At 31.5% G+C, this 21,133-nt stretch carries 24 protein-coding genes, 1 tRNA gene and 1 rRNA gene; 18 read left to right on the plus strand and 8 right to left on the minus strand.

All coding sequences use genetic code 11. The annotated features are described in order from the left end of the window. Window positions 1–155: 155 nt before the first annotated feature. Window positions 156–272 (plus strand): 5S ribosomal RNA (rrf, locus tag P8V03_RS14725). A gap of 52 nt (window positions 273–324) precedes the next feature. Here the strand turns inward: rrf and P8V03_RS14730 are convergent. Beyond that, complete coding sequence (locus tag P8V03_RS14730; protein ID WP_318798745.1) at window positions 325–1,053, minus strand: NAD-dependent protein deacylase; 729 nt, start codon at window positions 1,051–1,053, stop codon at window positions 325–327. Between the two features lie 107 nt (window positions 1,054–1,160). Between P8V03_RS14730 and P8V03_RS14735 the strand changes: the two genes are divergently transcribed. Beyond that, a tRNA-Cys gene (locus P8V03_RS14735) sits at window positions 1,161–1,234 on the plus strand. Window positions 1,235–1,301: 67 nt separating this feature from the next. Here P8V03_RS14735 and P8V03_RS14740 read toward each other — a convergent pair. The 3 genes from P8V03_RS14740 to P8V03_RS14750 all read right to left on the minus strand — a co-directional run bounded on the left by P8V03_RS14740 (window position 1,302) and on the right by P8V03_RS14750 (window position 4,478). Continuing rightward, complete coding sequence (locus P8V03_RS14740) at window positions 1,302–2,219, minus strand: S66 peptidase family protein (protein ID WP_318798746.1); 918 nt, start codon at window positions 2,217–2,219, stop codon at window positions 1,302–1,304. Between the two features lie 18 nt (window positions 2,220–2,237). After that, on the minus strand, window positions 2,238–3,179 hold the full coding sequence (locus P8V03_RS14745; protein WP_261670388.1) for a magnesium transporter CorA family protein: 942 nt from the start codon (window positions 3,177–3,179) through the stop codon (window positions 2,238–2,240). A gap of 132 nt (window positions 3,180–3,311) precedes the next feature. After that, a complete protein-coding gene (locus P8V03_RS14750) occupies window positions 3,312–4,478 on the minus strand; it encodes a zinc-binding metallopeptidase family protein (protein ID WP_318798747.1) in 1,167 nt (388 codons plus the stop codon). Window positions 4,479–4,629: 151 nt separating this feature from the next. Here P8V03_RS14750 and P8V03_RS14755 point away from each other — a divergent pair, with 151 nt between their 5' ends. From P8V03_RS14755 to P8V03_RS14820, 14 genes are all read left to right on the plus strand, one after another. Continuing rightward, window positions 4,630–6,270 (plus strand): cell wall-binding repeat-containing protein, encoded by a 1,641-nt coding sequence (locus P8V03_RS14755; protein ID WP_318798748.1) that lies wholly within the window; start codon window positions 4,630–4,632, stop codon window positions 6,268–6,270. Between the two features lie 143 nt (window positions 6,271–6,413). Next, on the plus strand, window positions 6,414–6,626 hold the full coding sequence (locus P8V03_RS14760) for a sigma factor G inhibitor Gin (RefSeq protein WP_261670391.1): 213 nt from the start codon (window positions 6,414–6,416) through the stop codon (window positions 6,624–6,626). Then, complete coding sequence (locus tag P8V03_RS14765; RefSeq protein ID WP_318798749.1) at window positions 6,605–8,089, plus strand: aminotransferase class I/II-fold pyridoxal phosphate-dependent enzyme; 1,485 nt, start codon at window positions 6,605–6,607, stop codon at window positions 8,087–8,089. The genes P8V03_RS14760 and P8V03_RS14765 overlap by 22 nt, the downstream gene beginning before the upstream one ends. 80 nt (window positions 8,090–8,169) lie before the next feature. Next, on the plus strand, window positions 8,170–8,859 hold the full coding sequence (locus P8V03_RS14770) for a dTMP kinase (RefSeq protein ID WP_318798750.1): 690 nt from the start codon (window positions 8,170–8,172) through the stop codon (window positions 8,857–8,859). Window positions 8,860–9,027: 168 nt separating this feature from the next. Further along, entirely contained in the window at window positions 9,028–9,357 is a 330-nt protein-coding gene (locus P8V03_RS14775) for a cyclic-di-AMP receptor (protein ID WP_318798751.1), read from the plus strand. Between the two features lie 16 nt (window positions 9,358–9,373). Next, window positions 9,374–10,318 carry a DNA polymerase III subunit delta' gene (locus tag P8V03_RS14780; RefSeq protein ID WP_318798752.1) on the plus strand — a complete coding sequence of 315 codons (945 nt, stop codon included), beginning with the start codon at window positions 9,374–9,376 and terminating at the stop codon, window positions 10,316–10,318. Window position 10,319: 1 nt separating this feature from the next. Continuing rightward, a complete protein-coding gene (locus P8V03_RS14785) occupies window positions 10,320–11,234 on the plus strand; it encodes a PSP1 domain-containing protein (RefSeq protein ID WP_318798753.1) in 915 nt (304 codons plus the stop codon). 11 nt (window positions 11,235–11,245) lie between these two features. Continuing rightward, entirely contained in the window at window positions 11,246–11,449 is a 204-nt protein-coding gene (locus tag P8V03_RS14790) for a heavy-metal-associated domain-containing protein (RefSeq protein ID WP_261670397.1), read from the plus strand. A gap of 81 nt (window positions 11,450–11,530) precedes the next feature. After that, window positions 11,531–11,701, plus strand: a complete 171-nt coding sequence (locus P8V03_RS14795) for a DUF362 domain-containing protein (protein WP_261670398.1) — start codon at window positions 11,531–11,533, stop codon at window positions 11,699–11,701. A gap of 196 nt (window positions 11,702–11,897) precedes the next feature. Continuing rightward, window positions 11,898–12,692 carry a flagellar motor protein gene (locus P8V03_RS14800; RefSeq protein WP_318798754.1) on the plus strand — a complete coding sequence of 265 codons (795 nt, stop codon included), beginning with the start codon at window positions 11,898–11,900 and terminating at the stop codon, window positions 12,690–12,692. Next, window positions 12,689–13,456: a flagellar motor protein MotB gene (locus tag P8V03_RS14805; RefSeq protein ID WP_318798755.1), complete on the plus strand. Its 768-nt coding sequence runs from the start codon at window positions 12,689–12,691 to the stop codon at window positions 13,454–13,456. The genes P8V03_RS14800 and P8V03_RS14805 overlap by 4 nt, the downstream gene beginning before the upstream one ends. A gap of 161 nt (window positions 13,457–13,617) precedes the next feature. After that, window positions 13,618–14,358: a tRNA1(Val) (adenine(37)-N6)-methyltransferase gene (locus tag P8V03_RS14810; protein WP_318798756.1), complete on the plus strand. Its 741-nt coding sequence runs from the start codon at window positions 13,618–13,620 to the stop codon at window positions 14,356–14,358. Between the two features lie 27 nt (window positions 14,359–14,385). Then, complete coding sequence (gene rsmI / locus P8V03_RS14815) at window positions 14,386–15,231, plus strand: 16S rRNA (cytidine(1402)-2'-O)-methyltransferase (RefSeq protein ID WP_318798757.1); 846 nt, start codon at window positions 14,386–14,388, stop codon at window positions 15,229–15,231. Between the two features lie 259 nt (window positions 15,232–15,490). Continuing rightward, entirely contained in the window at window positions 15,491–16,555 is a 1,065-nt protein-coding gene (locus tag P8V03_RS14820) for a C40 family peptidase (RefSeq protein WP_318798758.1), read from the plus strand. Window positions 16,556–16,787: 232 nt separating this feature from the next. Here the strand turns inward: P8V03_RS14820 and P8V03_RS14825 are convergent, their stop codons facing one another. Next, window positions 16,788–17,033: an AbrB/MazE/SpoVT family DNA-binding domain-containing protein gene (locus P8V03_RS14825; RefSeq protein WP_261670404.1), complete on the minus strand. Its 246-nt coding sequence runs from the start codon at window positions 17,031–17,033 to the stop codon at window positions 16,788–16,790. A gap of 716 nt (window positions 17,034–17,749) precedes the next feature. Here P8V03_RS14825 and fsa point away from each other — a divergent pair. Beyond that, on the plus strand, window positions 17,750–18,394 hold the full coding sequence (fsa, locus tag P8V03_RS14830; RefSeq protein ID WP_318798759.1) for a fructose-6-phosphate aldolase: 645 nt from the start codon (window positions 17,750–17,752) through the stop codon (window positions 18,392–18,394). 454 nt (window positions 18,395–18,848) lie between these two features. Here the strand turns inward: fsa and P8V03_RS14835 are convergent, their stop codons facing one another. Genes P8V03_RS14835 through P8V03_RS14845 form a run of 3 tightly spaced genes read right to left on the minus strand, consistent with a single transcriptional unit; the run spans window position 18,849 to window position 20,355 of the window. After that, complete coding sequence (locus P8V03_RS14835) at window positions 18,849–19,502, minus strand: DUF1292 domain-containing protein (RefSeq protein ID WP_318798760.1); 654 nt, start codon at window positions 19,500–19,502, stop codon at window positions 18,849–18,851. 15 nt (window positions 19,503–19,517) lie between these two features. Continuing rightward, window positions 19,518–20,162, minus strand: coding sequence for a PspA/IM30 family protein (locus P8V03_RS14840; RefSeq protein WP_261670407.1), 645 nt, complete (start codon window positions 20,160–20,162; stop codon window positions 19,518–19,520). 16 nt (window positions 20,163–20,178) lie between these two features. Further along, window positions 20,179–20,355, minus strand: coding sequence for a hypothetical protein (locus P8V03_RS14845; RefSeq protein WP_261670408.1), 177 nt, complete (start codon window positions 20,353–20,355; stop codon window positions 20,179–20,181). Between the two features lie 91 nt (window positions 20,356–20,446). Here P8V03_RS14845 and P8V03_RS14850 point away from each other — a divergent pair, with 91 nt between their 5' ends. Continuing rightward, window positions 20,447–20,749 carry a hypothetical protein gene (locus P8V03_RS14850; RefSeq protein ID WP_318798761.1) on the plus strand — a complete coding sequence of 101 codons (303 nt, stop codon included), beginning with the start codon at window positions 20,447–20,449 and terminating at the stop codon, window positions 20,747–20,749. Window positions 20,750–21,133 lie beyond the last annotated feature (384 nt).

A 21,133-nucleotide genomic window follows, 5' to 3' on the forward strand; every position in this document is an offset into this window, starting at 1 on the left:
ATATCACTGTGCAATTTTGAGAGAACACTCTCAAAAATTGATAGAAACGAGCAGTTCAAGGAAAAGCCTGAGCGAGGAGCAGAGTTTACTGATGTAAATGAGCACCGCAGCGATGGATTTGACGCAGAAATGCGAAGTTTATAGCAATTTTTATATCTAGTGATTATGGCGAGAAGGCTACACCCGTTCCCATTCCGAACACGATGGTTAAGCTTCTCAGCGCCGATGGTACTGCTCGGGAGACTGAGTGGAAGAGTAGGACGTCGCTAGGTTAACGTTAAAGACACTAAGTATTAATACTTAGTGTCTTTATTATATTAACGATTATAATATAACCTCGCTAAAAATTTTCCCTATACTGTCGTTAATAATTATATCTGCTTTATTATCATAAGATGTTGAAGACTTGTTTATTAGAATTAACTTTTTTCCTTTAAAATAATCTACTAAGCCAGCAGCTGGATAAACCACAAGAGAAGTACCTCCAACAATGAGTATTTCAGCACTTTTAATAAATCTAATGGAACTCTCTAGCACATCCATATCGAGGCTTTCTTCGTAGAGAATTACATCTGGTTTTACTATACCACCACATATATCACATCTTGGAACTATTGATTCACTATTAATAATATAATCTAGACTATATGACTTACCACATTTCATGCAATGGTTTCTATGTATAGAACCGTGTAATTCTAGTACATTTTTTGAACCAGAACATTGATGTAGGCCATCAATATTTTGAGTTATTATAGCTTTTAGCTTACCTAGTTTCTCCAAGTGAGATAAAACAAAATGTGCTGAATTAGGTTTTGCTTCTTTATATATCATTTTTGTTCTGTAAAAGCTAAAAAAGTCTTCAGTATGAGAATTAAAGAAACTTCGACTTAACATAACTTCTGGTGGGTATGAAAGATTGTTTTTAGTTTTATATAACCCAGCCTCAGATCTAAAATCGGGAATAGAGGACTCTGTAGACACTCCGGCACCACCAAAAAAGACGATGTTATCACTTTCTTTAAGGATAGAATTTAAATTTGAATAAATCATAAAATCACCTCATTAATAATTATATCATATATTAATTATATGCAAAAAAATATTGACAATATTGAATAAAGATGATATCATGTAAGAGCATTAGATGTTAAGATTATGGCGCTATAGCCAAGTGGTAAGGCAGAGGTCTGCAAAACCTTTATCCCCAGTTCAAATCTGGGTGGCGCCTCCATAAGAAGACACCTCACAATTTGTGAGGTGTTTTTCTATTTAACAAACAAAATAAGCTATTTTAGTTACTATTCTACTACTGCTTCTAGTACTTCTATTACTCTCTTTTTGCAGTTTATTTTAACTCTTGCACCGATAGGTAATGTTAGTTTTGGGTAAGAGTGTCCAGATTGAATATTGGTTAGTACCGGAATACCTAATGATAAGATTCTATCTTCAATTACTTCCTGCAGGGTTAAGCTTCTTTCATAGTGAGGAAGCCTACAGTTAGTAAATTGACCGAGTATTATACCGGCACATTTTTGTAGTTTTTCTGATAAAAGAAGTTGAGTTAGCATTCTATCGATTTTATAGGGTTGCTCTCCTACTTCTTCTATAAATAAGATTTTGTCATTAGTATCTATTTCAAAGGGAGTTCCTAGGGTACTGCAAATCAAAGAAAGATTACCTCCAACCAATTGTCCTATGGCATGAGTTTTATCAATACCTATTGTTGCTATTCGCTTAGGATTTTTTATTATAAATGGTTTGTAACCGAGCATTAAAGTGTCGAGAAAGCTTTTAATGGTAGGCTCATCATAAAAGTTAGAATTACACATAGGTGAATGAAAGGTTGTTAATTGGCATTTCTGTACGATGCAATTTAATAACGTAGTTATATCGCTAAAACCTGCAAATATTTTAGGATTCTTCTTTATAATGTCAAAGTCTATAAGAGGGAGGATTCTCATGGAACCATATCCTCCTCTTACACATAAAATCATATCTATATCTTTGTCTAAGAACATATTCATAAGGTCTTCTGCTCTGTCATTATCAGTACCAGCAAGATACCCTAATTTATCATATATATGTTTTCCTTTTTTAATTTTAAAGCCTAAAGATTCAAAAATTTTAATACTTTCCTTTATTTTTTCTGGGTTTTCAGGACCAGCTGGAGAAACAAGTCCAATTGTATCTCCTTTTTCCAATCTTTTAGCTATCAATTTATCACACCCTTATGATTAGAATAGATCTTTTTTACGAAGTATAGCTATTGAAACTAAGCATATTATTCCGGTTAAGCCGTAAATAATCCAAAATGCCAAGGGGCTATTACTAAAAGGTATTCCGTTAACATTCATACCAAAGGAACCAAAGATTATATTCGGTATAGACATTACTATAGTTAGGGAAGCAAGAAGTTTCATCACAATATTTAAGTTATTTGATATTATAGACGCAAAGGCATCCATAGTTCCACTTAAAATATTGCTATATATATTGGCCATTTCGATAGCCTGTTTATTCTCTATTATTACATCCTCAAGTATATCTTGGTCTTCAGGATACTTCTGTAGCAGCTCTAATTTAAGCATTTTTTCTAAAGTAATTTCATTTGATTTTAAAGATGTAGAAAAGTAAACTAGTGACTTTTCTAAAGATAGCAGTTGAATGAGTTCTTTGTTTCTCATGGACTTATGAAGTCTTTGCTCAATCATAACACTTTTTTTATCTATTTGTCTTAGATATAGTAAATAATAGCTTGCAATTCTATAAAGTATTTGTAGTATAAATCTAGAGCGTTTAAATGTAAAAAAAGACTTTACCTTTCTATCTATAAAATCAGTAAGAATTTTGCTATTTTTTAAGCATACTGTTATTATAGTCGATTCTGTGTGAATAATTGCCAAAGGATATGAGTCATAGGTTAAAGTATTTTCCTCCATCTCTGTAAAGGGTATATCAACAATTACAAGCAAATTATTATCTTCCATATCTATACGAGATGTTTCCTCTTCATCTAATGCTGCTCTTAAGAACTCAAGGGAGACTCCTACCTTTTTAGATATTATAAGCAGGTCTTCATCTGAAGGGGCTACGATGTTAATCCAACAACCAGGTTCTATAGTATCTAGAGATTGTAGCGTGCCTAGCTCATCTACAGTTTTATATATTGAAATCATATTTTCCTCCTAAGTAACTTCAGTTTAATCACTAGTTATATTATATATTATGAAAATAATTTCTGTATATACTAACTTAAGTTTTCATTTCTTAATCAGTATTTTAAATCATTCATAAAACAAAAAAAGAGACTAAACAGTCTCTTTTTTGTTGTTAAAAAATTCAGTTTTAACTTGACTAAGCAATGATTCATTCTCACTTAGGTCAAAGCCGGTTAAAGCAAGCGCCTGAGCAGTTTTCATAACTCTATCCTGTGCAAAATCAGATACTGTAGCCTTTGCAAACTCAGAAGATGAATAGGGAACTTTATTATCTTCTGTAATAGAAATATAAGGATGTATGCAGGGTACTACCTGGCTTACTGTACCTAGGCTTAATCCGGAATTTGTATCCTTAGGAGGGCCTATTTCTATTATGCCGCTTTCCTTTAAGTTGTGAGAAAATATTCTAGATAGAACTTTATTAGGAACAAGTTCATCATAAGGCAATTCATATAAGCATATGTCAGACTCTATCTCCATTATGCTGCTTGTAATCTTAACAAGCTCTCTTAATTTTTTTTCTATGTTGCAGGCTGCATTCATTTTTGGAGCTCTAATATAAAACTTTGATTCTGTTTCTGATGGTAAAAGATATGGCGAACTTCCACCTCTTAATATAACCCCGTCAATTGAAGTATCTTCTTCAAATCCTTTAGAAAGTAGTTCCAATGTGTTAAAAGTAAAAAGGCATGCATCTAAAGCAGAATGGCCCTTTGATTTTCTATAAGCAAATCCTTCTTTACTTTTATAAGTTATTTTAATAGGAACAATGGCCATAGAGCTGCCGCTTTCAGCTGTTATTACATCAGGATGAGCCATAAGTACTACATCAATATCATTAAAAGAACCCTGCTTTGTCATAGTAACTTTTGAACTTCCAAGAAATTCACCTGGACAACCTATAACTATGACACTACCATTAATTTTGGGTACAACCTTAGATAAGGATATTGCAGCCCCTAGAGATATAGCTGATATAAGATTATGGCCTACAATGTGTCCTTCCTTATCTATGGCATCATACTCACAAAGATAGCAAATTTTTGGGTGACCTGTACCATATTGAGCATAAAAGGCTGTTGGTATCTCAAGATAATTTTCCGTTACTTTAAAGTTATTTTTTTTAAGCATATTTACTATATAATTACAAGCTTTATATTCCTGAAAACTTTTTTCAGGATTTTCATAAAGATATTTAGATAAATCAAATATTTCATCTTTTAGCATACTTAAGTGAGTTACTATCTCTTGTTTCATACATATACCTCCGATAGGTTTATAATAAGAAAAACATATAGTTTATATGTTTTTGTTGAAAATATTACCAAAAAATATTAAAATTAAGTATGTAACTTAATAATATAATGCCAAATCACAATACTTACCCAAGAAATCTATTAAATGAGGAGTGGTTATTATAAACAATAAATTCATACTAAAGAATACTTTTAAGCTTTTACTTTTGCTTCTATTTATTATTAGCACTACATCAGAGGTTTATGCACAGGGAAAGTATGAACGAATAGGTGGATCTGATAGATATGAAACTTCCATAAAGATATCACAGAATTTTAGTGATAAGTCTGAATATGCAATTCTGGTATCTGGAGAAAACTTCCCAGATGCTTTATGTGCAAGTCCCCTTTCGAAAAAGTATAATGCGCCTATAATGCTGACAACAGAAAAGAAGCTAGAGGATAGAGTAGCACAACAGCTTAGGAACTATGGGACTACTAGAGTTTTTATTATAGGACAATCTATATCAAAGGATGTAGAGGATAGTTTAAGTAATATGGGAATAGAGTATGTGAGGATAGGGGGAAAGGATAGGTACGAGACAGCTGTCTTGGTAGCTGATTACGTAGGGATAAAAGATAAAGTATTTTTAGTTTCAGGAGAAGGATATCCAGATGCATTATCTATCGCACCTATTGCTGCTTCTATGGACACTCCTATCATTCTTGTAAATAAGGATTATGTCCCAGATTCAGTTAAAGACTCACTAGCTGATAAGGATATTCAGTATACTTATATAATAGGATCTGAAGGGTCTATAAGTGATAATGTGAAATCTCAGTTTACAAATGCAGAAAGGATATCAGGAGAGGACAGATATAGCACGAATCTTGCGGTTATAAGTAGGTTTAAGGATTCATTAAATATGGAAAATATATATTTAGCTTCAGCACTTAGTTTCCCGGATTCTCTTTCTGGAGCTGCTTTGGCACAAAAAAATAGATCTCCGTTGATCTTAGTAAGTGAATATATAAGTGAAAGTCAGCAAAATGACATTAAAAATATTTTGGCTTCTGCAAAAAATACTTATGTATTAGGTTTAGAAGGAGCAGTTTCTCTAAAATCACTTTATTTAGTTGGGCTTGAGGATAAGCTGCCAGAACCACCTAAGTCTGAAAGTCCAAAACCTACAGGACCTCAAGCACCAGAATGGACAAGCTCTTTTAATGTAATGAATGCAGGAGAAACTGAGAGAGTTTATATAAAAAGCGCACCGAGTTCATATGCTTCTAATATTGCATCAACCTATGGAAGCCTTTCAGAGGTAAAAATATTGGATAGCAAAGATGGATATTATTATGTGGAAATACTAGATTATGATACCTTGAATAATGTAAAGGGGTATGTATCTGCTTCTAAGGTTACTACGGTAACGCCATCAGGGCCTTATAACATACTTGTAGACAAGAGTAAACAAAGGGTGTATATATTCAATGGACAAACCCTTGATAAGGAGTTTGTGTGCTCTACAGGAAAAGATGAAACACCAACTCCATCAGGTAGGTTTTTAGTAGGAGGTAAAGGTAAGCTTTTCTACGCCTCTTCAAACAGCATATGTTACTATTGGACAAGGCTTGATAATAACTACCTTTTCCATAGCGCTATTTACGATTTAAATGGATATGTTGTAGAATCAGAATATGAGAAATTAGGCTCAAAGGCATCTCATGGGTGCATAAGGCTTCCTTATAATGATGCAAAATGGATTTATGATAATGTTCCACAGGGAACATTGGTAACAATAAAAGATTAATATTTGAATTATTACCTCAGTATAAAATTATACTGAGGTAAATTTATTTATGTGGACAAAATAAGTTTATGGAAGCAGTTGAATATTATATATTATGAGAGGCAATAATTTAAGGTATTAGAAATTAATAAGGGGGATATTAAATGAAAAAACAGGGATGTATTATATGTGGGAAGCCTCTAAATAATGGTATAATGATATATGGAAGAGGAATTTGCAGATGCTGTGAAGGCAGAATGATTAATGTAAATGAAGAAACAGATTTTTATATTTACTATAAAGAATGTATTAAAAAGGCTATAGTTCAAGCTGTTATAAGAGGAGAGGAAATAAGTTGTCAAAATTACCGATTTTAGAAGGTGTTTTAAAATACATTAGAGAAAATAATATACCTTTTGCTATGCCAGGACATAAAAAAGGAAGAGGTTTTTTTAATACTCCAATTGGTAGGGAGTTTGCTACTAACCTCTTAAATTTTGATATTACAGAAGTAGAAGGGGTAGACAATCTTCACAATGCTGAAGGTATAATAAAAGAGTCATCAGAGTTATTAAGCTCTTTTTATGGAAGTAAAAAGTCTTATTTTTTAGTCAATGGCAGTACCTCTGGAAACTTAGCTATGATATTCAGTAGTTTCAATGAAGGAGATAAGGTACTAGTTGAGAGAAACTGCCATAGGTCTATCTTTAATGCTATAATAATGAGAAAATTAAAACCTATATATATTCAAAATGTAATAAGTGAGAGACTAAATGCTCCTCTATCGATAGACTTGGAGCATTTTTTACAGGTTTTAGATAATAACAAGGATGCAAAAGGAATAATAATTACATATCCTAATTACTATGGAATATGTACTAATTTAGAATACATAATTAATATAGCGAAAAAGTATAAGATAAAGGTATTAGTTGATTCAGCTCATGGTTGTCACTTTGGGGTACATAAAGAGCTTCCTGAAAGTGCTGTTAGACTAGGGGCTGATATGGTAGTTATGAGTGCTCATAAAACACTTTCAAGCTTGACTCAAACAGCTTACTTGCATATAAACAATGGACAAGATATAGAAAAAGCGGACTTTTATGTTAGTTCTTTTTCAAGCACCAGTCCTTCATATATGTTTCTATGTGCTATGGATTATGCAAGGTTTTATCTAGAAAGGTATGGGCTAAAAGAATATGAAAGACTCATAAGTATATGTAATTATTATAAGAATAAAATAAATGAGATAAATGGCATATATATAGTCAATAAGGAAGATATAGATAATTTTAGCAGAGAGATTGTAGATAAAAGGTATAAAGCTTCAGGTAACTTTAGTAATCATATAAAAACAATTTGGAATATAGATACTACTAGATATGTAATTAATCTAGAAAGAGGCTATAGCGGTCATTTACTTTCAAAGTATTTAAGACAGCTTGGAATTCAAGCTGAAATGAGTGATAGTTCTAATGTTGTATTAATCTTTTCACCTTTTAATGAAGAGTACGAGTTTAAAAGATTATATGAGGTTTTAAAAACATGTGATTTAAGTAAGCTAAAGCAAAAGAATCTAAGTTTACTTGATTACAATATTCCTGAGATGGTTATGTTGCCATTTGAAGTTATGAACAAAAAAAAGACGCATATTGATCTAAAAGATTGTCTAGGCAGAATTAGTGCGTCAAGTATTGTGCCTTACCCACCAGGTATTCCTATTCTAACTGCAGGGGAATTAATTGATAAGGATTCTTTAGATGTTATTAATTATTATAAAAATAGTGGTATAGATGTATTGGGATTAAAAAATGATAAGATAGAAGTAATTGATAATTAAGATATAAGAAGATTTAATTATGTAACAAATAATTAGGTATATATATGAAACTATTCTATATTTTACGGAGGATAATTAATATGAGTTTATCAAAAGGAAGAGTCATGGTTATAGAAGGTTGTGATGGAAGTGGAAAAGCAACTCAGACAAAAAAGTTATATGAAAGGCTTGAAAAAGAGGGGTATAAAGTAAAAAAAATAGAGTATCCAAACTATGAAAGTGATTCCTCTGCCTTAGTAAAAATGTATCTCAACGGAGATTTTGGAAGTAGTCCAGAGGATGTAAGTGCCTATGTAGCTTCTACGTTTTATGCAGTAGACAGATTTGCATCCTACAAAAGGGAGTGGAAGGATTTCTACGAAAATGGGGGAATAGTTATAGCAGACAGATATACCACTGCTAATATGGTACATCAGGCTTCTAAAATTAATGATACAAAAGAAAAAACAAAATTCTTAGATTGGCTCTGGGATTTTGAATTTAGAATATTTGGATTACCAGTTCCAGATTGCGTATTCTTTTTAGATATGCCGCCTGAGTACAGTAGGGAACTTATGCATGAGAGGGCTAACAAAATAACAGGACATAGTGATAAGGATATACATGAGAAAGATTTTAAGTACTTGGTTCATTCATATAATAACTCTTGCGATATATCTGATAGATATCATTGGAAAAGAGTGAGGTGTGTAGAAAAGGAAAGATTAAAATCCGTTGAAGAAATACATCATGAAATATATAGGGAAGTTAAGGATATGATATCAGGTTAATAAGGTCTTAGGGACCTTATATATAGTGCCTAGATAACTATATTGAGTTGTTATATAAATATTAAGGCTATAGAGGATATAGTAAAATAGAATAAATTAACATATAATACATTTAAGTATTAAGTTTAGGGTTAAGTACTAGGGTATAGTAAAAGGGAGATGAGTTGTATGAAGTTAATTATAGCAATTGTCCAAGATGATGATTCTGGAGATTTAATAAATACTTTAACAGAGTCAGGGTTTAGGGTAACAAAACTTGCAACCACAGGAGGATTTTTAAAGGCTGGTAATACTACGCTTATGATAGGAGTGGAAGACGCTGCTGTAGATAGAGTCATATCTCAAATACAAGAGGTTTGTAAGGTAAGAGATGAAATTATAACTGCACCATCACCAATAGTAGGCTCCACAGGAGCATATGTGCCTTATCCTGTAGAAATAGAGGTTGGAGGAGCAACTATATTTGTAGTAGATGTAGATAGATTTATAAAAATTTAGATGGAGGCGTTAACAAGTGAACTTTAATAACATAGTAGGGCATGAAAAGATAAGATGTCAGATAACCCAATCTATAGATAGTGGAAGATTTTCACATGCCTATGTTATTGCAGGTGAAGATGGCATTGGAAAAAGTCTTATTGCCAGGGAAATTGCTATAAGGCTTTTAGGAAAAAATGAGGATAAACAGTACGTAGATGTAGTAGAGTTTACAATGTTAAAGGATAAAAAATCTATAGGTATTGATGAAATAAAGAAAATAATACAAGAAACTAATAAAAAACCTTATGAAGGTGATAAAAAGATAATTATATTATATAAAGCAGATAAAATGACAGAAGCAGCTCAAAATGCGTTTTTGAAAACTATTGAAGAGCCTCCGAAGGGAATTTTTATAATATTGCTTTGTGAGAAATTAGAGAATATTTTGGACACAATAAAGTCAAGATGTCAAATCTATAAACTGAATAGATTAAGTGAAAAGGAAATCCTAATATTTTTAACTAATAAGTATAAGAGCTTATCAGAAGACGAAATAAAGGTTATTGGTGCATTTAGTGATGGGGTTCCAGGAAGAGCTGAGCGGTTTATAGAAGATAAGTCCTTAATGGAGATAAGAGATACTGTAGTAGATATATTAAAGGAATGCAGTAGAGATGTCTTAGATACATCCAACAAATACTCAGAATTTCTTCTAAAGTATAAAAATGAGTGGCAAGAGGTTTTAACTTGTTTTTTATCTTATATAAGAGATGCTTTAATTTATAAAGAAATAGGAAATAGGGAATTAATAATAAATATTGATAAGATAAAGGAAATAAAAGATATAGCAGAAATGTTTTCATTTAACAAGCTAAATGGTATTATTAATATTATTAAGGATACTAGAAACAAGCTAGATAGAAATGTTAATTCAACGCTAGTTTTTGATTCTATGTTGGTGAAACTTCAGGAGGTATAGTATGATAACAGTTGTAGGTGTGCGTTTTAAGAAGGCCGGTAAAATATATTATTTTTCACCAGGTGAGCTAGAGGTTAAAGACAATAGTAACGTAATAGTAGAGACTGCTAGGGGTATAGAATTTGGAGAATGTGTTATAGCACCTAAGCAAATAGATGAAAGTGAAATAGTATCTCCTCTAAAGAGTGTTATAAGAATAGCAACAGGAGAGGATGTAGAGAGGCATACAGAAAATAAAGCAAAAGAAAAGGAAGCTTTTCAAGTATGCTTGGAAAAAATTCAACAGCATGGTCTAAAGATGAAGCTTATAGATGTAGAATATACATTTGATAATAATAAAGTTATATTTTATTTTACTGCAGATGGAAGAGTAGATTTTAGAGAACTTGTTAAAGATTTAGCATCTATTTTTAGAACAAGAATTGAGTTAAGACAAATAGGAGTAAGAGATGAAGCTAAGATGATAGGGGGACTTGGTCCTTGTGGAAGAACTCTTTGTTGTTCAACCTTCTTGGGGGATTTTGCACCTGTATCTATAAAAATGGCTAAAGAACAGAATTTATCACTAAACCCAACTAAAATTTCAGGAATATGTGGAAGACTTATGTGCTGCTTAAATTATGAGCAGGAAACCTATGAACATATTAGGAAAAAGATGCCGAAGGTGGATTCTGTTGTTCAGACTCCGGATGGAAGAGCTGTAGTAATTTCAAATTCAGTAGTAAAAGAAAGTGCAAAAGTCAGAATAAAAACTGAAGAAGGTGAAGAAGTAATTAAGGAAGTATCTATACATGATATGGACCTAATTTCTGGAGGATATGAAGGAAGTATAAGTGAAGATGAAATTAAAATCGATGTTGAACCTGAAGACGCAGAAGATGCAGATATAATTAAGGAATTATTTAAAGAGAACTAAGGAGGTAAAGGATGAAATCTGTATTTAAAATTTGCAATATGCACACCTCTGAAGATATTAATAAAATAAGAAGAGCAATTTCAAATAATGAGGGAGTAGTAGCTTGTCAGATTAGTAAGGAAAAAGGTGAAGTAAGTATTATATACGATGACTATTTTGTAACTAGCGAGGTTTTACTGCAATCTATAGAGGATTTAGGGTACGCAGTGATATAAAATTAACTTTAAAAGTTAGTGTAAACGTGGTAAAATATAAATTAGATGCTTGTCATCTAAATTTATAAGGAGGTGTTACATATGGCATATAAAATAGAAGATTCATGTGTAAGCTGTGGAGCATGCGCTTCAGAATGCCCAGTTGATGCTATAAGTCAAGGAGATACTTTATTTGTTATAGATGCAGATACTTGTATCGATTGCGGAAACTGTGCTAATGTTTGCCCAGTAGGAGCACCAGTTCAAGAATAATTTAGAAATAAAAAGGCTGCCTATGGCAGCTTTTTTATTTTTTATAAGGTTTTGCTAAGATAAATTAGAGTAGCTATAGTAATTTACATATAACATAAATATATAATATTGTATAAAGATTACAATAATTTTAACGAATATTTATATAGGAACGAGAAGGCCTTCTTAAAGAAGAATTTATTGAATGGAGGTAATTATGGATATATCAGTTATTATATTTATCATCTTCGGCTTAGCATCCCTAATAGGTGGTTTTTTACTAGAAGGGGGACATGCAGGAGCTCTTTTAGCAGGAACTGCAGGCATCATAGTTTTTGGCGGAACCATTGGAGCGGTAGGACTAGCTTTCCCAGCAGAAACCTTAAAGAGACTTCCAGGAATCTTTAAGGTGCTTTTCAATCCGAGAAAATCAGATTTACCATCTTTAGTATCATATTTTAAGGACGTATCTTATAAAACAAGAAAAAATGGATTACTGAGCTTAGAAGAAGAAATAACAAATGACCCTAATTTAGATCCTTTTGTAAGAAAGGGATTACAATTAGTTGTTGATGGTGTAGATCCTCAAGCAGTTAGAAGTATATTAGAATTAGAATTAGAGTCAACATCAGAAAGACATAGAGAGGGATCGGCAGTATTTGATCAAGCAGGTGGCTTTGCACCAACAATGGGTATTATAGGAACAGTTATGGGCTTAGTTCATGTTCTAGGTAATTTAAGTGATCCTAGTTCACTTGGTCCTAAGATAGCGGTTGCATTTATAGCCACACTATATGGAGTTGCATCAGCCAACCTTTTATGGCTACCTATAGGCCATAGGCTAAAAGCGGCAGATGAAAAAGAGATTAAGGAAAAGACCTTAATAATCGAAGGAATACTATATATTCAAGAGGGAATAAATCCAAACACTATAGCAGAAAAACTTAAAGGATTCTTAAATAGACAGGAATTATCAAAATTTGAAGGAACGGATGGTAAAACTGAGGTATGAAGAGAAAACCGGAAAAACCAGAGAATCATGAGAGATGGCTGCTTACCTACTCTGACCTAATAACTTTATTGATGATATTTTTTGTAATAATGTATGCTATGAGCAATGTAGATGCAGCAAAATATAAACAAATGTCTGAATCCTTAAAAGTTGCAATGGGAGGAGGAAAAACTATAGTAGGAAATGAAGATGCAATAAGTGTGTCTGAAAATAGTGATAAAGTTACTGAAGATATTGAGGCTAAAAGTGAAAGCGCTAAGTTAGAGCAGGTAAAATCCCAAGTAGATAAGTATCTTGAACAAAATGGAATGAAAGACAGTGTAACTACTCAGATTGATGAGAGAGGACTTGTAGTAAGTTTAAATGACACTGTATTTTTTGATATTGGAACAGCGGAAATAAAGCCAGAGTCTCAAAAAAAAATTATTGAAATAGGAAAGATATTAAATCAGATTGATAACTATATTAGAATTGAAGGTCATACAGACAACATACCTATAAGAACTAGCCAATACTCTTCAAATTGGCAGTTATCCTCAGTAAGAGCTGCTAATGCTACAGAGTTTCTTATTGCTAATTGTGGAATAGTTCCTGAGAGATTTTCATCAGTTGGTTATGGTGAATATAGGCCGATTCTAGACAACTCTACAGAAGAAGGAAGAGCTAGAAATAGAAGAGTAGATATAATAATAGTAAGTAGTAAGTTTAATAAGATAGAAAACAATGGCTCAGGAAGTAATCCTGTACTTGATAATAAAAAATAGCTAAAAACCTTAAGATTGATGATAATCTTAAGGTTTTTTAGCTATTGACTTATATAAAGTAAGAGGCCTTATACTAATGAATTTGACAATTATAAGTACATAAATGATAATTAAGTATAATTAGGGTAATAATTAGAAATGAAGCGAGGTTGTTAGTTATTATGAATAAAGATTTTTTAGGAGATGAAGAAACATTAGATGATTTACAACTAAAAGGAATTCATGTTATACAAAAAAAAGATGCTTTTAGATTTGGGGTAGATGCAGTACTTTTGGCTAACTTCCCAAAGATAAAAAAAGGTGCAAAAGTTATAGACTTATGCAGTGGTACCGGCATAATTCCTTTTATAATAGCAGGTAAAACAGAAGCAGTAAATATTACAGGAATAGAAATACAAGAAGATATGGTTGATATGGCTCAAAGGTCAGTTAAGCTTAATAAATTAGGAGATAGAATAGAGTTTATAAACAGAGACTTAAAAGATATAGAGTTCCTTAAAGGGCTACCAAAGGTAGATATAGTAACAGTGAATCCTCCATACAAGCTTAAAAACTCCGGGATCATAAATCCTAATGATAAAAATGCTATTGCGAGACATGAAATATGTTGTACATTAGAAGATGTGATTAAAGGAGTCAAAGCTGTACTAAAGGATAATGGACGGATGTACATGATACATAGACCAGATAGACTGGCAGATATTATATGTACTATGAGAAAACATAAGATAGAACCTAAGCTTATAAAAATGATTCACCCAAATATTAAAAAGGCGCCTACTATGGTTCTGATTGAAGGTCAAAATCATGGAGGGACTTTTTTAAAGTGGGAAGCACCTCTATATATATACAATCTTGATGGAAGTTATACTAATGAATTAAATGATATATATGGTAGATAAAACGTTGAATAATGGAGGGTTAACAAAATGAGTAGTGGCAAGTTGTACTTAGTACCAACCCCTATAGGGAATTTAAAAGATATAACATTAAGAGCGCTGGAAGTGTTAAATTCAGTAGATTTAATAGCAGCAGAAGATACAAGGCAAAGTATTAAGCTATTGAATCACTTTAACATAAAAAAGTCTCTTATAAGTTATCATCAACACAATGAACAGGGTAAGAGTGAAAATTTATTAGAAAGGCTTAGAGAGGGAAAAAACATAGCTTTAGTAAGTGATGCTGGAACTCCTGGCATATCAGATCCAGGAAGCTTGATAGTTTCAAAATGTATAGAGGAAAATATAGAGTTTGAGGTATTAACAGGTGCAACTGCTGTAACTACAGCATTAGTATATTCAGGCCTTGATACTACTAAATTTATATTTAGAGGATTTTTGCCTAGGGAAAACAAGGATAGAAGGTTTGTTATAGAGGAATTGAGGGATAGAAAAGAAACATTAATTTTTTATGAAGCTCCACACAGACTAAAGGACTCTCTTTATTTTTTAAAAGAGAATCTTGGAAATCGAAAAATAGCGATTTGCAGAGAACTTACTAAATTACATGAGCAAATATTAAGATGTACTTTAGATGAAGCAATAGAATATTATGGAGAAAAAAGTGTAAAAGGTGAACTTGTTATCGTTATTGAAGGAAAGACAGAAGAAGAAATAGCTAGTGAGCAAATAGCAAAGTGGAACAGCTTAACTGTAGAGCAGCATATTAAAATGTATATAGAAGATGGTTTAAGTAAGAAGGAAGCGGTAAAAAAGGTAGCTAAGGATAGGAAGTTATCAAAATCTGAGATATATAAGTATTCTATTGATATATAGATAATAAGTACTTATATATTAATTAAGTAAGTTAATTTTAGCACAAGTATTTATATTATTAAAATACTTGTGCTAAATGTTGTTGAATTTAATAGTATGATTGTGTATTTCTATTATTTTGGAAAACATTATCATTTAAATATTGAGGTTTTATGTATTTTAATGATATAATAGAAATAATTAGGTTGTTTATAGATGATTTAATTTAAGGATTACTTAAATAACATAAATAGGACTTTGATATTGGGAGGTAGAGAGTGTGAAAAAAAAGATGTTATCAGCTATCATAGCGCTAACTTTAGCGGTATCAACAAGCGGAATGGCACTAGCAGCACCAGCTAATAGTGGATCTACTTCATTAAAACAAGTTCAAAATCAGAGACAGGAACTTGAAATAAAAGTAGAGAAGTTAGATAGTCAGATTATTGCTGTGATGAAGCAAATAGATGACAACAAGGGAAATATCGATAAGATAGGAAAGGAAATAAGAAAGACTCAGGAAGAATTAGGGAAGGCTGAGGATAATATAAAAGGTCAGCAGAACCTGTTTAGCAAAAGAGTAAGGGCTATGTACATAAATGGGGTAGACAGTTACCTAAATGTAGTTCTAGAGGCAGATGATTTAGGGGATCTTATTTCAAGAGTTGAAAATGTGAAAAAGGTAGTAAATTATGACAATAATATAGTAAATGATTTAAAGAGTAAAAAAGCTGCCATATCTGATAGAAAGCAAGAGCTAAATAACCAGAATAATAAACTATTATCACTAAAAAAAGATAATGAAAGTAAGTTGTCCAAGCTGAATATTGATAAATCAAATCAAACGAAACTTATATCAGACTTGAAAGACAAGGAAAAAATATTAGCATTAAGAGATACAACAACTACTAATCTTGTTACATCTGCCCAAAGCAGAGTTCAACAGGTTAGAGATGCAGCTCCTAGAATCTCAAGAGGGACAAGCTCTGCAACTGCTGCCTCATCTGATTCTATAGTTGCCTATGCTTCAAACTTCTTAGGAACTCCATATCAGTGGGGAGGCAATGGACCAAACAGTTTTGACTGTTCTGGTTTTACTAGCTATGTTTATTCTCATTTTGGTATAGGTTTACCAAGAATTGCTTCAGATCAGCAAGGTGTAGGCACTTCAGTGTCAAGAGATCAACTACAGCCTGGAGATTTAGTTTTCTTTGGTTCACCAGCTACTCATGTAGGTATATATGTTGGAAACAACTGCTATATTCACGCGCCTAGAACAGGAGATGTAGTTAAAATATCACCATTAAATAGATCAGACTATAGTGGAGCTAGAAGGGTAAGATAACTGATTATACAATTATTAGTGTAACGAGAATTAAGTGTTACGATTTAATATAAGATTTGGTAATGGAAGATAATAACTTTAGGTATAGAAACCACATAGGGGTTGCCTTACAATGCATATTTACGTATTGTAGGACAACCCTTGTTTTATAAATAGTTTTTTAATAAAGAAAAAACCCACAATAATCATGTGGGTAAAAAGGTGTGTTATTTATTTTTATATGTATAGGAACTTATTTATCGCCCTTTAATTCATTTAAGCAATTTTTGCAGATGTTTTTTCCTTTGTAGTTTACAACATCTCTTGCATCCCCACAGAAGATACATGCTGGCTCATATTTTTTTAATATGATTTGCTCACCATCAACATATATTTCTAATGCATCTTTTTCTGCAATATCCAAAGTTCTTCTTAATTCTATAGGAATAACTATTCTTCCTAGTTCGTCTACTCTTCTTACAACACCAGTTGATTTCATTTAAATTTCCTCCTCTAACTCCACAATTCGACATATTTACAATTAAATAGTAACAAATTTGTCAGTAAAAGTCAATATAATTTTACTATCAAATTTACAATTTTCTTAACAAATTCCATCTATAGTTAATATACTACCAAAATATACAAATGTCAATATATTTTATGGGACAATACATTTTTTTACTATACCAGATAATGTTGATATATCAATGTCTTCAATGTTAGTATATACCTTTTTACATATGAATGCTATTGAAAATACCTGGAAGATATTTGCGAAATAAAATAGTAATTAAATGGATAATAAATTATTAAATGTCGAAATACTAAAGTTTTTTAAAATAGATTAGGATTAACACTTTATAAAATAAGATATATGATTATAATATCGTTGAATTTAAAGGTATTTATTGAATTTATTAACATGCATTCATCAACTATTATACACAATACGTGAAAATTTAAGAACCTATGAACCCTATTGTGAAAAATAAGGAAATTTTATTTAGGTATTTTAAAATTAAAATACAGCAAAATAATTAGTAAGTAATACACCACACTAAATTTTATCTAATAATCTATTTGCAAGCTTTAAAACAGAATGTTAAATAAGAGATTTTGTATAAATCACATAAAGTTAATATTTGGATTATGTAAATAATGACTAATATGGTATAATGTTAGTTACAATAAATAGTATTGGGGGAATATAGTATGAAATTTTTTATTGATACCGCTAATGTTGACGAAATAAAAAGAGTTGCTAAGTGGGGAGTATTAGATGGTGTAACTACTAATCCATCCCTAATTGCTAAGGAAGGTAGAGATCTTAAAGATGTAGTTCAAGAAATTTGCTCAATAGTTGATGGTCCAATAAGTGCAGAAGTTATAAGTTTAGAATCCAATAAAATGGTTGAAGAAGCTAGAGAGCTTGTAAAAATTCATAATAATATAGTTATAAAAATACCAATGTGTGAAGAAGGTCTTAAGGCTGTTTCTATTCTAGCTAGTGAAGGTATAAGGACTAATGTTACATTAATATTTTCTGCGCAGCAGGCATTACTTGCTGCTAAAGCAGGAGCTAGCTTTGTAAGCCCATTTATGGGAAGATTAGATGACATAGGAAGTAATGGACTTACAGTAATTCAAGATATATCCCAGATTTTTGATTTTTATGGTTTGGATACAGAAATAATAGCAGCAAGTATAAGAACTCCTATTCATGTTTTAGAGTGTGCAAAAGCGGGTGCTCATATTTCAACAATACCTTATAAGGTATTAATGCAAATGCTTAAACATCCGCTGACTGATGCAGGTATAGAAAAGTTCTTAGAGGATTATAACAAGTCGCAAAAATAGTTAAGGGCTACCCTATGGTGTATAAATGTACACTATATGGTGGCTCTTTTATTTATATGCTAAAGTTATTGTTTCAAAAATCTATTTTTTACTCCTTAATATTAAATAAATATATTGTATAAACAAATAAAAATTTTTTGTAATAGGTAAGATTAACATGAAAAATGAAAGTTATATAAACATGTTTGGACAAAAAAATTCAATGTTATTAACAGGTAAAGTTATCCACAATGTGAATAAAGTTTTATAAATTTCTGTTAAGACGAATGTTATCAAAGGTCATGGGTTATCCACAGATTTTGTTAGTAAATCCACAAAATCTGTGGACAAGTTAACAAAGGTGTTCAAGGTTAGCTATTTTGAATATAAATAGTGAGCCAAAATCATTTTTTTGAATGGCGTATATTGTTGAAAAAAAGGACCTGTAACAACAAGTCCTTATATTAATGCTATATTAAGTTTCTATATTTTGAAATGTTGAAACTATAAAGTCAAATTCTTCTGCGTCAGTAATTTCACCATAGTTATCTTCAGAAATACCAGGGTAATAGTGAAGTATAAATTTTTCTTTTGACACCATGTTTTCTAGTATAATATACTTTTTGTTTAGCTGGACATCCTGAAGAGTTGCAAGAACAATATATTTATCACTTTCACCTGTATTATTGTTAGTTAAGTTTAATAGAAAGTTGTCATGCTTTGTTACATTTATTTTTCTATGATCACAATAAGCTATACGAGAATGACTTTTGCAACCAAGACAGCTATCAAATTTGCACATAGCTGTACAATTCAAGCATTTACAGTGGCTACATTTTTCTAGTTGAGATAATGCTTCTAGGTTATCCCTCTTGAAGCCCTTTATCAAACCTATATATTTGTCATCATTAAGCTTTGAAAAAAAACCACTTTTTTTCATTTGAAGCTCTGCTGCTTCAATAGAGTCTATATATTTTTTCAAAGTTGAAACTCTAGATACAAACTTTCTGTTTTTCAGGCAATCTTTTTCGAGAAAAGGAGAAATGTTATCTATAGCATAATTTATATCTATATAAATTTTGCCGTATTTATCTTTCTCACTTTTTAAAAAGTCTTCAGTTCTACCCATAGTACCCCCCTAGTCCTATTTATACTTATTTAACTCTTCATCAAGATTTACTTCTTTTAATTTTTCAAGTTCTTTTTCTAAAGAATTATCTTCCCTTAGATCTTGAAGACCTTCAGCTAGGGATTCTTTCTTTTGTATTTTTCTTTCTATGTCGTCTAAGTTTATTTTATTACTTCCAGTATCAACATTTGCCAAAATCTCATTTACTTTTTTACTAGCTTCAGCATTATTGTATCGTGCAGCAGCTTCATCTCTGTAAGTTCTAGTTTTGTCTATTTCTTCTTGAAGATCTCTTAGCTTCAGCTTTATTGATTCAGCTTTTTTGCGAGCATCTTCGTAACTAGTACTTAATGAATTATAAGTTTTATCAGCTTCTAATTTTTTTGCAAGAGCCTTTTTTGCCAACTCTTCATTTCCTTTGCTCATTGCAAACTTAACATTTTCTTCGAATTCTTGAGAGGTTCTTTTAGCCTCATCCATCTTCTTTTCTATTTCGTGAACATTTCCAAGAATTTGAGCTGAAGAAAGTTTTGCTTTATTTAAGCTTTCCTCCATATCTCTTATTTTTTGGTCTAATAACTCGATTGGATTTTCTGCCTCGTCTAAAGCAGAATTCACCTTTGATCTAAAAATGTTAGAAACTCTTTTAAATAATCCCATAAAATATCCTCCTTAATTATCTTCTTCTATATTTTTTTATTAATTTAATGATAACTACAATAATAATAATAAGAATTATAAGCTCTACCACTGAAGCTATAATGTTTCCCATAAGACTTTGTCCGCCATAGCCTGCACCTGACCCATAGTAATTATTACTATGTCCCCATGGTATAGGGATTGGAATTGGCAAAAAGGATCTTTTACTTCCACTATTATAATTCTTAGGTGGTGGTGCATTAGTATTTGATTCAGATTTAACCTCTCCGGAAGATGATTTTGGTGTGTTTGAAAAGCTTCCAGACTTAAAGTCTCCTGAAGAGGATTTTGGTGCACTTGTAGAAGTACCAGAGTTAACTGTCTTTGAGGATGAATTTGATGTAGTGTTGGAAGTATTAGACTTAGTCTCTCCTGAAGAGGACTTCGGTGTATTAGAAAAACTTCCAGACTTAAAATCTCCTCCAGAAGATTTAGGTGAAGAAGTAGAACTTCCTGAAGAGGATTTAGGACTAGAAAAACTTCCAGACTTAAAGCTGCTTCCGGAGCTCTTGCTACTAGAACTACGACTTCCTCCACCCTTTGCATAAACAGTAGCGGAATTATTGCTACATGCCATAAAATTCCTTAACTCAGGAGTAATAATGTCCACAGATATAAAAAGAAAAGCAAGCAGTAGACATATGAAAAACCGTTTTTTATTAATTTTAATCGCCCCCCAAAATAAAGAGAAATAATTTTCTTTCTTTATTATATGTTAGCATATTATCCTTAGTTATAGGTTAAAAATAATATTAAGTTTTCATTTATTAGCTTATGAATATATTATATAGTATAACATACCATATAACAATATTTAATTTAACTCATTTTAGGGAATTTAACACGATTTGCTTCCAAAGAGTTACTAAATCTTTCAATAGCTCATTATTCCTTGTTATTTTGTCTAATTGTACTACATTAGTTTATAATAT

It is taken from the genome of Clostridium tanneri (genome assembly GCF_033659955.1).
GTDB lineage: Bacteria > Bacillota > Clostridia > Clostridiales > Clostridiaceae > Clostridium_AM > Clostridium_AM tanneri.